The sequence below is a fragment of the Streptomyces viridosporus T7A genome (assembly GCF_008704515.1).
Lineage (GTDB): Bacteria > Actinomycetota > Actinomycetes > Streptomycetales > Streptomycetaceae > Streptomyces > Streptomyces viridosporus.
In genome coordinates, this window is record NZ_CP023700.1 from 537,382 (window position 1) to 547,936 (window position 10,555).

Annotated in this window: 9 protein-coding genes and 4 pseudogenes; 4 read left to right on the forward strand and 9 right to left on the reverse strand. The window is 71.1% G+C overall.

The genetic code is table 11. The annotated features are described in order from the left end of the window. Positions 1-203: 203 nt before the first annotated feature. Positions 204-899 carry a response regulator transcription factor gene (locus tag CP969_RS02715; protein WP_039831800.1) on the reverse strand — a complete coding sequence of 232 codons (696 nt, stop codon included), beginning with the start codon at positions 897-899 and terminating at the stop codon, positions 204-206. Continuing rightward, complete coding sequence (locus CP969_RS02720; protein ID WP_004993108.1) at positions 896-2,128, reverse strand: sensor histidine kinase; 1,233 nt, start codon at positions 2,126-2,128, stop codon at positions 896-898. Before CP969_RS02720 ends, CP969_RS02715 begins: the two co-directional genes overlap by 4 nt. A gap of 587 nt (positions 2,129-2,715) precedes the next feature. Here CP969_RS02720 and CP969_RS02725 point away from each other — a divergent pair. Continuing rightward, positions 2,716-3,404 (forward strand): annotated as a pseudogene (locus tag CP969_RS02725) (helicase associated domain-containing protein); the annotation flags it as partial. A gap of 11 nt (positions 3,405-3,415) precedes the next feature. Next, positions 3,416-3,607: pseudogene (locus CP969_RS34400) on the forward strand (TOPRIM nucleotidyl transferase/hydrolase domain-containing protein); the annotation flags it as partial. A 114-nt stretch (positions 3,608-3,721) separates the two neighbouring features. On the opposite strand, the pseudogene CP969_RS02730 reads toward CP969_RS34400, so the two are convergent. Continuing rightward, positions 3,722-4,096, reverse strand: a pseudogene (locus tag CP969_RS02730) (helix-turn-helix domain-containing protein); the annotation flags it as partial. Between the two features lie 74 nt (positions 4,097-4,170). Beyond that, positions 4,171-4,368: an antitoxin gene (locus CP969_RS02735; protein ID WP_004993103.1), complete on the reverse strand. Its 198-nt coding sequence runs from the start codon at positions 4,366-4,368 to the stop codon at positions 4,171-4,173. Positions 4,369-5,152: 784 nt separating this feature from the next. On the opposite strand from CP969_RS02735, the gene CP969_RS02745 reads away from it, so the two are divergent. Next, positions 5,153-6,214 carry a membrane protein gene (locus CP969_RS02745; protein WP_026085494.1) on the forward strand — a complete coding sequence of 354 codons (1,062 nt, stop codon included), beginning with the start codon at positions 5,153-5,155 and terminating at the stop codon, positions 6,212-6,214. Positions 6,215-6,729: 515 nt separating this feature from the next. Here CP969_RS02745 and CP969_RS02750 read toward each other — a convergent pair. Further along, positions 6,730-6,920, reverse strand: a pseudogene (locus CP969_RS02750) (response regulator transcription factor); the annotation flags it as partial. A 173-nt stretch (positions 6,921-7,093) separates the two neighbouring features. Here CP969_RS02750 and CP969_RS33110 point away from each other — a divergent pair. Further along, positions 7,094-7,237 carry a hypothetical protein gene (locus CP969_RS33110; protein ID WP_171817515.1) on the forward strand — a complete coding sequence of 48 codons (144 nt, stop codon included), beginning with the start codon at positions 7,094-7,096 and terminating at the stop codon, positions 7,235-7,237. Positions 7,238-7,384: 147 nt separating this feature from the next. Here CP969_RS33110 and CP969_RS02755 read toward each other — a convergent pair whose 3' ends face one another. The 4 genes from CP969_RS02755 to CP969_RS02770 form a co-directional block, all read right to left on the reverse strand. Next, positions 7,385-7,765, reverse strand: coding sequence for a hypothetical protein (locus tag CP969_RS02755; RefSeq protein ID WP_016828018.1), 381 nt, complete (start codon positions 7,763-7,765; stop codon positions 7,385-7,387). Then, complete coding sequence (locus CP969_RS02760; RefSeq protein ID WP_016828017.1) at positions 7,765-7,977, reverse strand: hypothetical protein; 213 nt, start codon at positions 7,975-7,977, stop codon at positions 7,765-7,767. The genes CP969_RS02755 and CP969_RS02760 overlap by 1 nt, the downstream gene beginning before the upstream one ends. Positions 7,978-8,049: 72 nt before the next feature. Beyond that, positions 8,050-8,703, reverse strand: coding sequence for a hypothetical protein (locus CP969_RS02765; protein ID WP_223887034.1), 654 nt, complete (start codon positions 8,701-8,703; stop codon positions 8,050-8,052). Between the two features lie 145 nt (positions 8,704-8,848). Next, entirely contained in the window at positions 8,849-10,504 is a 1,656-nt protein-coding gene (locus CP969_RS02770; protein WP_078495543.1) for an ABC transporter ATP-binding protein, read from the reverse strand. Positions 10,505-10,555 lie beyond the last annotated feature (51 nt).

The following is a 10,555-nucleotide window of genomic DNA, read 5'->3' on the forward strand; positions in this document are numbered from 1 at the left end:
GTGCAGGGGTGAGAATCACGCCGTCAACGGGGCCGATGTACGGCTGGTGCACCGGTACACGGCTCCGTTCATGACCTCACCATCGCCCAGGAACGGCCCCTTGCGCGTCGTCCCCGTGCAGCAATTCCCGGGTACCACGGCCGCAGTATCCGGCAGGTCGGCCTACGACAGGGCCAAAACGCGCTCCGCGGCCACGCCGGCATTCACCCGGTCGCTGAGGGATCAGTCGCCGTCGCCGTCGGGCTGACCACGCCGCACTGATAGGCGACGACCACCAGCTGGGCCCGGTCGCGGACGGCCAGCTTGGTCATGGCCCGGTTGACGTGGGTCTTGGCCGTCAGCGGGCTGACGAACAGACGTTCGGCGATCTCCTCGTTCGACAGTCCCAGCGCGACAAGCCCGAGGACATCGCGTTCCCGTCGCGTCAGGCATTCCAGCCGCTCGTGCACGGCTGCCGTGCACGGCTCCGGCTGCGCCAGGAACCGCCTGATCAGCCCCCGGGTCGCCGAGGGGGACAGCAGCGCGTCCCCTGCGGCGACCGTGCGGACGGCACCGAGCAGCTCCTCGGGCCGGGCGCCCTTGCCGAGAAAGCCGCTCGCACCTGCCCGCAGGGCCTCCGCGACGTACTCGTCGTCCTCGAAGGTGGTCAGGATCAAGACCTTCACCGTCGAGAGGTCCTCGGCCTCGCCGATCAGCCGCGTGGCGACGAGGCCGTCCATCTCCGGCATGCGGATGTCCATCAGGATCACATCCGGTCGCTGCGCCTTCGCCAGCTCCACCGCCTCGCGGCCGTTGGACGCCTCGCCCACGGTCTCCATGTCGTCGGCGGAATCGAACAGCATCCTGAAGGTGCCCCGCAGCAGGGCCTGGTCATCGGCGAGCAGTACGCGGATCGTCATGCCCATCTCTCCTCGGCGTCCCGCCCGATCGGTGCCACGATTGCCGCGCCCGGCCGCAGCGGCAGTTCGGCGGTCACGGTGAAGCCCCCGTCGGAGCGCGCCGCGGCCTCCAGCTTTCCCCCGACGCTGGCCGCACGCTCGCGCATCCCGATCAGCCCGTGGCCGGTCCCGGGGTGAGGCCTGTGCGGTCGGGCGCGCCCGTCGTCCTCGACCGTGATCGTCAGCCATCGGGGCCGGTAGTGCAGGTGGAGGCGGGCGTGATCGACCCCGGCGTGCTTGTGCACGTTCGTCAGGGCCTCCTGCACGATGCGGTACGCGGCCAGGTCCACCGCCGGTGCCAGCGGCACGGCCATGCCGTGCCGCACGTGCTTGACGGACAGGCCGACACGCTCGAAGGACGCCAGAAGCTCCGGTACCTGCGCCAGGCCCGGCATCGGATCCCGCGGCGCTTCCTGATCACCGGACTGCCGCAGGAGGCCCACGGTCACCCGGAGTTCCTCCAGCGCGGACCGACTGGTGTCCCGGATGCCCTCCAGGGCGGTGACCAACTGCTCCGGCCGCCGCTCCACCAGGTGAACGGCAACACCGGCCTGCGCGTTGATCAAGGCGATGTGGTGCGCGACCACATCGTGCAACTCGCGCGCGATCCGGATCCGCTCGGCCGCCACCCGCTGCCGCGCCTCCTGCTCACGGGTCCGCTCCGCGTACTCCGCCCGTTCCTCCACGGCCGCCACATACGCGCGGCGTGAGCGCACCCCGTCCCCCACGGCAGCGGGCAGGGCCGTCCAGGCCACCATCGCCACGTGGTCCCGGACGAACCATGCGCCGGAGCCGGAGCCGAACACCAGGGCCGCCCCGACCAGCAGGGCGGCCGAGGCCGACGCCACCATCCATGTAGTCCGCCGGTCGGTCCGGACGGCCACGGTGTAGACGGACACGATGACCGGACTCGTCACCAGCGGACTCTCCCGCACCCCGAGCACCTGGAAGACCACCCCGCAGGCGAGGGCAGTGGCCAGGACGCCGAACGGGTGACGATGACGCCACAGCAACGCGAAGCAGCAGACCGCCGCCAGCACCACGGCAGGCGGGCGAACCGAAATCCGGTGCTCCTGCGGGATGACGGAGGCGGCCGCGACCGACAGCACGAACAGCACAACCGGCCCCAGCACGTCCAGCGTGCCGACCGGGGCGCCCCCTTCCCGCCGCCAACCGTTGATCACTGCCATGCCACCACCGTAGGGCCGACACCCGAGTGCCGCTGGCCGGCCACCGTCGGCCACCACTGCGGAGGCGTCCGATCGGGCGATGACCGACCGCCGCCGCCTGCTGGGCGCGCACAGCAGTCGGATCGCCCGGGGGAATCTCACCTCCGGGCTCCCACGGAACCGTACGTGACAGTCTCCTGTCATACGGCTCTTGTCGTTCTGGGCCCCGCCCCTGCCGAGGTCGTCCAGGTCCAGTGAGCGAAGTACTTCGGGCACTCCGTGTGACCACGGGCCAACCGTCGCAGGGCCTGTTCCGTCTCGACCCGGTACTCCTTCTGGGTCCACCGCCGAAAGCGCCCTCGCCCGGCCCGTCCCCCCCCGTACGCCGAAACCGCGCCGGCCCATGCCCGCGCCCACTGCGCCGCGCACGGCAGTCCGGCAACGCCGTACCGTGCCCTGTACGACGGCTTCCCCCTGGGTCCCTGGCCGGCCCGACAACGCCTTCTGGCCCAGAGCACGAAGACCGCCCACGCCGTTCACCGCCCCCACATCCAGCCCGCCCTCCACAAAAACACACCACACCCTGCCGTCACCCCTTGATGAAAGTCCTGATCTCACACGACGAGCGCCCGGTCGAGCAGCTCGCTTCCCGCGCCCGCACCAGCGGGCAGCGCAAGATCCACCTCCAGCGTGACGAGGACGGGCGGATCATCGGGGCCGGTGACGAGGACGGCGAGAACCGGGAGCACGACGACGGTGCCGTTGCCGAGTCGGCCCTGCTGCGCTTCTCCACCCCCGCGCGACGCGGCCACGATCGCGGCGTTCCTGCGCACGCGGGTGTACCGGCCGGAATCGCTGGTGTGGCTGGAGGGCTACCAGGCCCTGCTGCGCTGGCGGAGGGAGAACGGGATCACCGACCTGTACGCCGTCCCCTACGACACCGAGACCGAGGTCGGCGTCACCAAGGGCTTCCCCCCTCGGGCGGTGGGTGCACCGACAGCGGAAGGCACTTCGAACCGGCGAGCTCGAGGAGCGGCGCAAGAAGCTCCTCGACGCGCCCGAGGCCGCCATGGTCTGGGAACCGGGCGAGGCAGCATGGGAGAGGAAACTCGCCATGTTCCGGGCCTAGCGGCGGACCACCGGACACCTCGTGTCCCGGCAGGACGCGGTGGGGGCGAGGGCGAGGCAATGGTGCCGGTAGGGCAGCACATGGCCAACCTCCGCAGGAAGGGCGGCCTGGACAAGGGTCAGGAGCGGGCTGCCGCGCGCGCAGCAACGGGCCGCGATCGACCCCGAGTCGCCGATTCTGTGCTTCTCGTAGAAGGTCCCAGTGACCACTTCCTCGTCCCCCATCTCGCGTGCACCCTGAGCCTTCAGTGGGGCTTCGACAAGCAGGGCGCGGCCATCGCCAAGGGCGCGGGCAAGGGCAAGGGCAAGGGCAAGGGCAAGGGCGGCATCGCGCGGTACCGCAACTTCTTCCGCCGCTTCGAAATGAGGGTCGCGGTCCTCGCGAACCCGGACGCAGTGCTCGACGAGTTCGACAAACTCGGTGCCGTCAGCGAGTGCCATGAGCTACGCGACCGGGTCGTCGCCAGGGTCAACCTGCTGGCGAAGACGGGAGGAGGCGCCGCCCTTGCGGTCGCGGACGGGGATGAGGGTGCCGTTCACGATCCACAGCCGTTCGACTGCTTCTGGGAGGCCGGCCGGCTCCAGCGCGAGCAGCGGACCGAGCCTTTGGATCCCCCTGCACACGGTCGCAGGTGAGACGCCGAACAGCGGGGCGAGGTGCCGCGGGGTGAGGTTCGTGCGGTAGTACGCGGCCACCGGCAGCATCCGATCGGCCAGCGGCAACCGTCACGGACGGCCCCGGCCACAGCCCTCACCACCGTGTTCCCGCACCGCCCTCAGCAGCCGGCCGAACCGATCCACCCGCAGGTCCGTGAACGTCTCCACCCGCACCCGCTCGGCCCCAACAACCCAGCTATACACCGGAGATACCCTGCACACGGCCTTCTGCAACACCCGTTAGGCCTGCTCCGTGCCGGGGGTGGGTCGCAGAGCCGTCAGTCCTTCTTCTCACCCAGCTTCTCGATGTAGTCCTGAGCCTTGTCGACGGCGGTGTCGATCTTGCCGGTGTGCTTGCCACCGGTCTTGCCGTCGATGAATTCGCCGGCTTTCTCCAAACCGTCGGAGATCTTGTCGCCGTGCTCTTCGACGACCTCTTCGAACTTGTCCTTGAGGTTCTTCAGATTGCCGAACATGGACCGCCCTCCTTCTACAGCACTGTAGTGACCAGGTGCTCATGATCTCACCGGTGCTCGGTGGGGACCACCAACCCGTGCGAGTGAAGCCGAAGGTGCTCCCTGGGCACCGTTGCATCAGCGGACAGCCTGCCTCCCGTACGGCAGTCGACGAGGGGGATGCAGCAGGTCATGGGGCGTCATCAGTGATGACGGAGGCGGGGTTTGACGGCTGTGGCGCTGGTTGCGGCGGCCGGACGCACGGTGACCGACGATACGTCCGATGATGCGCCGGGCGGTGCACTGCCCACGCCGAGCAGCACCGCTTCAAAAGGGGGCGACGCGCCGTGGTGAGGTCGGGTGTGCGGGCGGCCGGGCCCTGGCCGTCGGCACCGTCCCGTTCGGTGCCTGGCGTCAGCGGCGGTTGCCGCGGTGGCGGCCCCAGGAGTAGTCGCCGATGAAGCGGCCGCGTCGTTGCGCAGGGTGGCGGTGTCGGAGCGCTTGTTCCACACGTAGGGGTGGCGGTCCTGGAACAGGGCGGTGCGAGTGTCGCGGCCGACGCCGGTGTGGACGCGGACGGCGGCCCGGCCGTCCGGACGGTAGTGGTCGAAGGTGTGGGTGCGGCCCTCCCCGTCCCGCAGCGTCCAGCCGTCCAGCCGTCCAGGTCCACCGTGCGACGGTGCCCGACTTCCCCTTCCCACCGCACCAGAACGCCTGCGAGGGCGGCGCACACTCTTCCTGGGCGCTCCCACGAGTGACGGCGCTTTTGATGCCCTTTCACCTTGTTTGTGTAAATTTCCTGGTCATGGCAGACACGTCCCATGGTGCCCACGCCCAGCCGCCGACGCTCGGACAGCGGTGGTCCGAATTCCGGCAGTCGCCGTTGTGGCCAGCCGTCGTGCTGGTACTCATCCTGGCGGCCGCGGCCGGTCTCTTCGCCGGTTCGTACACCTACTCCATGGCCGATCCGACGCCGCACTCGATCCCCACGGCCGTGGTCGGCTCGTACGAACAAGCCCGCGGGCAGGCCTTCCTGGACGGCCTGGAGGAGGCACTGAACGCCTCCGTGAAGGTGCACGTGTACGACAGTGCCGCCGGGGCCCGTCAGGCCATGGACGACCAGGAGGTCTTTGCGATCTTCAACATCCACGACGACGGGAGGACCGCGGTCCTTGACCTGTCGGGTGCCTCCGGGGCCTCGGTCGCGGAGGTGCTGGCCGACACGGCGCCGGCCGTGGGGGAGAAAACCGGCGTCGAGGTCACCGTCCGGGACCTCAATCCGCTGCAGGAGGGCGACCCGCGCGGACTGGCGATCTTCTACATCTCGCTGGCCGCCGTCATCATCGGCTTCGTCGGGGCGATCCAGCTCAGCGTGCACGCACCCTCCCTGACGCCCTTCGAACGCATCCTGTTCACCCTCGCCTACGCGCTGCTCGGCGGATTCGCCATCGCCGCGACCGTGGACTGGCTGCTCGGCGCGCTCGACCTGCCGTTCGTGGAGTCGTGGCTGATCCTGGCGCTCACCCTGTTCGCCAGCGGCATGGTTTTCACCATGTTCAACACCCTGTTCGGACGCTGGGCGATGCTGCCGACGTGGGGGCTGATGATCCTGCTGGGCAACCCCTCGTCCGGCGGCGCGGTGTCCTGGCCGCTGCTGCCGTCCCCGCTGGGCGAGATCGGCAAGTGGCTGCCGCCCGGTGCCTCGGTCAACGCACAGCACACGGCGGTGTACTTCCAGGGGCACCAGCACGCGTTCCCGTTCCTGGTGCTGGGCGGATGGGCCCTGCTGTCGTGCACGGTCTTCTGGATCTGGCGGCACCGGCATCCCGGCGGTCGCGAGCGCCGTCCGGCGCACGCCGAGTCGTGACGGCCCCGATCACCCGGCCGTCGGCCGCACCGCACGGCAGACCATCTGAAGGGCGGGGCTCCGGCCGGAGCCTCCCAGGCCCTCCGTCGAACCGGTCCCGCACCTGCCACGGCAGAACGGCGACGGTGCTGCGGTGCGGGCCTCGTTCTGCAGCCCGCCGACCGTACAAATCTGTCGCCCGGAGGGGATGCGGTGCAGCGGCACGGGCGCGCTCCGGGCCCTCCTGGGCATGCCCACCCGAGGGCTGAGGCGACCGCCCCTCGTCCGCACGGCCTCCGACAGCGCACGTCCGGCCGCTTCAGCCGCGGAAGCACGAGAGCCAGGTGCCGCCGACCTCCTGCTCGGGCACGGACTGAAGCCTGTTGCAGAACGAGATCAGCGCTGGTTTCCCACCACGATCCTGCCTGTCGAGCGCTCCTCTTCTTTGCTCCGCTCGGGTTCCTGGCAACTGGTGATGCTTGTTGATCTCGTGTGTGAAGCGCTGTGCGATCTTCCGGACCGTTCTGCAGCACCCTTCAGGTCACCAGGTCGTGCCGGTAGGCGTAGACGACGGCCTGGACGCGGTCGCACAGGTCGAACTTGGTGAGGATGCGGGACACGAGGTCTTGACGGTCTCGTGGCTGATGACGAGCGCCGCAGCGATCTCGCTGTTGGACAGTCCGCCCGCGATGAGGCGGAGGACCTCCCGTTCACGGGGTGCCAGCGGAGTGCCCTGCGCGTCGCACTCGACATCGTGCGCGACGAATGAACCGAGCACAGGCCACACCCTGAAGCTCCCGTTCAACAACCTGAGCTGTCATCCGTACCCTGCCTGGAAGCCCAGGACCATCACACCCCAACGCAGGGACAGGGGTCGGGAACGGCGGTGCGGGCTGCGGTGTGAGCACACAGAACCTTCTCTTCCTGCTCCTGACCCTGGTCGCCCTGGCAGCCCTCACCGGTCTCATCGGCTACAACGTCGCCCGCAAGAAAAACACCAGTCCTCACGGCCATCGACCGCAGAAGCGCCGTGCTCTTCAGTAGAGCGGAGGTAAGCCGCCGACGCCGGCGAGATGCGCCGAGCGCCTCGAGCCTCTCCGCGGACGCGAGGGTGTTCCGTCTTCGAGGTACCTGGTTGTCGAGGTGGAGCGGGCCGGTGTCATGGCCGCAGCGCCTGAACCGGCCGGGCGCTCACGCCCCGCTGGACACCCACCGCACCACCGCCGCCACCCCCAGCACCACAGCCGGTACCGCCCACGGCCACCGCATCACCCTCCGCACCGAGGGCGCCAGCCACAGCGCTCCCACCGCGCCTGCCAGAACGACGGCCAGGGCGCAGGCCAGCTCGATCCCGCCGTACGCGGCCTGGTCCCAGTCGCCGTCCGGACGGGTGTTGATCGCCGGCCAGAGGAAGAACGCCGCCGCCAGGGTCAACAGCACCACCGGAACGGCGAGGATCACGCGGAGCAGGCGGCGGTCGTCGTCGGGGCGGTGCGGGCGGTCGTCCACCGGGTGACGGGAGTGGCCGGTCTTCTGCCCGTCGCCGGTGTGCGGGGGTCTCGAGGACTGCATCAGCGGATCGCGTTCCTTGCCTGGTCCAGGTGACGGGCGAAGTCGAGGCCGTAGCGTCGCGCCTGGTCACTCTCCCAGGACGGTCCCCCGGTGTACCGCGCGGCAAGCTCCTGTTGCTGCTCCACCGTCACTTCATCCGGGGAGAGGAGGAGGTCGTGATCCCTGCCGTCCAGCAGCGGTACGAAGACGGTGCGCAGGGTGGCGGGCGACAACCAAGGCCCGCGCCGGTGGACGTAACTCCTCTGCTCCCCAGCAGGGGGCCGGGTCCCGGCGTGGTCGCCCGGTCAGCCGCCGAGCACGGCGGAAGGTGCGTCCCCGTTCTGGGCCTGCCGGGCCCGCTCGGCGAGCACCGTGGCCAGGTCCCGGACACTGTCCTCGTCGATGACGTCCTTGTCCTTGTCCGTGGAATCCGCCAGCGTCCACAGCAGCGTCGTGCCGACCCGGGTCTGGGTCACGGCGCCGGGTTCGCCGTGGAAGCCGGAGGAACCGAACCGGGCGTCGCGCTGCTCACCGATCGGACCGAGCCCGAACGGCTTCGCCCTCTGCCCCACCCTCTTGCCGTAGTAGCCGTCCCAGAGCACGTCGTACGCCTCCCGGGCGGCCCGTTCGCTGTCGTAGGCGATGATCAGAAAGGTGACGGTGGCGGCGTTGTCGTCGTGCCGGAAGGTCGAGGCGCCGTGGAAGCGGGAGTTCTCGCAGCCCGCGTTGCCCTTGATGGGGCAGGCCTGCGAACGGTAGAGCTCGTCCATCTCGACGGCCGTGGGCCGGGCGGACTCCTTCCAGCCCGTCATGGCCTCGCCGTCCGGCAGCGTCTCCCGGACCTGTTCCTTCGTGAGCGCCACCGCCTGACCGGTTCCGCTGTCGCTCTCCGCGCCGCCACCGCAACCGGTCAGCAGCAGTGCCGCCGCGGTCGCCGCGTACCACCGGTGCTTCCTCATGCCCATGCCACCGCCCCTCGGGTGGTGATCCTACGCGGACCGTCTTCGCGTAGAGGGCGCCGTCCGCGAACCGGGCCCCGGCGGGCGGCCGGGACGCCGCGCACCGCTTCGCGGACCCGTCAGCCGTCGGGTGGCCTTCCCCCGCTCATCGGGTGAGCACTCGGGAAAACGCCCCGTCCGCACGGGAGAGTTCGTCCCACGTGCCGGTCTCCGCGATCCGGCCGTTCTCCAGGACCGCTATCCGGTCCGCTCGCTGCACGGTCGTCGGCCGGTGAGCGATCACCACCGTCGTGCGCCCCCGGGACGCGGCCGCGAGCGCCGCGGACAGCTCCGCGTCCCCCGCCGTGTCCAGGTGGGCCGTCGTTTCGTCCAGGACGAGGACCCGCGGGTTCGTCAGCAGCGCCCGCGCCAGGGCGACGCGGGAGCGCTGCCCGCCGGAGAGCGTCGTGCCGCGCTCGCCGACCTGTGTGTCGTAGCCGTCGGGCAAGGCCGCCGCGATCCGGTCGACGCCGCAGACGCGGGCCGCCGCGTGCAGCTCGTCCGCGGTCGCGTCCGGGCGGGCCAGGCGGAGGTTGTCGGCGAGCGTGCCGTGGAAGAGCGGCGTGTCCTGGCCGACGACCGAGACGGTACGGCGCAGTTCCTCCTCCGCGAGCTGCCGTATGTCGACGGGCGAGCCACCGGCCCCGACCAGCTCGACGGAACCCTGCGTCGGATCCCAGAAGCGTGCCAGCAGATGCGCGCAGGTGGACTTGCCGGTGCCGGACGCCCCCACCAGTGCGAGGGTCTCGCCGGCGTGGACGGTCAGGTCGAGGCCGTCGAGCACGGGCGCCCCGCCGTAGTCGAAGCGAACCCCCCGCATCCGGATGCCCAGGGGGCCGGTCGGTGCCGGGCGGGGCGAGGCGGGCGCGGGCGCCCCCGCCCGGGCGCGGATCGCCGCGCCGACGCGGGAGGCCGCCGCGCGCAGCCCGGCCGCCTGGCCGAGCGCGGTGGCGGAGTCGGCGACCGGGGCGAGCACGCCGAGCGCCAGTGCCATGGCCGCCGGTGCCCATGCCCCGCTGAGCGAGTGCGCGGCCGTACCGACCACCCCGACGACTGCCGCCACCACGAGCAGGTCGCGCACCGCTGCCGCGCCCGCCTCCCACGCGTGCTCGGAGCTCTGTGCCTCCCCCAGCCGCTCGCCCTGCTTGCGCAGACCGGCGCGCCGCCGCTCCAGCGCGCCGAAGGCGAGGAGTTCGCGTAGCCCGTCGACGGTCTCGACCGCCTCTGCGGACAGCTCGGCGGCTGCCCGGCGCGTGCGGGCACCGCGCCCCGCCCGCGCCCGGCCGTCCAGCAGCGGCGCGAGGACCAGCAACCCGGCAGCGGGGACGATCGGGGCCAGCAGCCGGATGTCGACCACGGCCAGCACCGCCGTGCCGGCCGCGAAGACGGCGCCGGAGGCGAGGATCTGGGCGACGGCGTGCGCGTAGAAGAACTCCAGCGCCTCCACATCGGCCAGTGCCGCCGCCGCGAGGTCGCCGCTGCGTCGGCCGGCTATCCGCGCGGGCGCGCTGCGGGCCAGCCCGTCGAAGACCCGTACCCGCAGCTCGGCCAGCACCCGGTACGCCAGGTCGTGCGACAGATCCATCTCCCGCCAGGTGGCGAGCGACCGCAGCAGGACCAGTGCGATGAGGGTGGTGACGGTGCCCGGTGCCGGGACGGAGTGCTCCATGACCGCGGTGCCGACGGTGTGGGCGGCAAGCGTCACCAGCGCGACGAGCGCCGCCTGATCGAGGAGCGCCGCACCGAAAGTCCGTGCCGTCATGGCCTTGTGCGCCGCCAGCACCGGCAGCAGGGCCCGCAGGGCACCGCGTCC

Bases quoted from the DNA above. Each gene is read 5' to 3' on its own strand.
- CP969_RS02755 (WP_016828018.1), bottom strand. From the start codon at position 7,765: ATGCAGTCCTCGAGACCCCCGCACACCGGCGACGGGCAGAAGACCGGC.
- CP969_RS02735 (WP_004993103.1), bottom strand. From the start codon at position 4,368: ATGTTCGGCAATCTGAAGAACCTCAAGGACAAGTTCGAAGAGGTCGTC.
- CP969_RS02770 (WP_078495543.1), bottom strand. From the start codon at position 10,504: ATGACGGCACGGACTTTCGGTGCGGCGCTCCTCGATCAGGCGGCGCTC.
- CP969_RS02745 (WP_026085494.1), top strand. From the start codon at position 5,153: ATGGCAGACACGTCCCATGGTGCCCACGCCCAGCCGCCGACGCTCGGA.
- CP969_RS02765 (WP_223887034.1), bottom strand. From the start codon at position 8,703: ATGAGGAAGCACCGGTGGTACGCGGCGACCGCGGCGGCACTGCTGCTG.
- CP969_RS02715 (WP_039831800.1), bottom strand. From the start codon at position 899: ATGACGATCCGCGTACTGCTCGCCGATGACCAGGCCCTGCTGCGGGGC.
- CP969_RS02720 (WP_004993108.1), bottom strand. From the start codon at position 2,128: ATGGCAGTGATCAACGGTTGGCGGCGGGAAGGGGGCGCCCCGGTCGGC.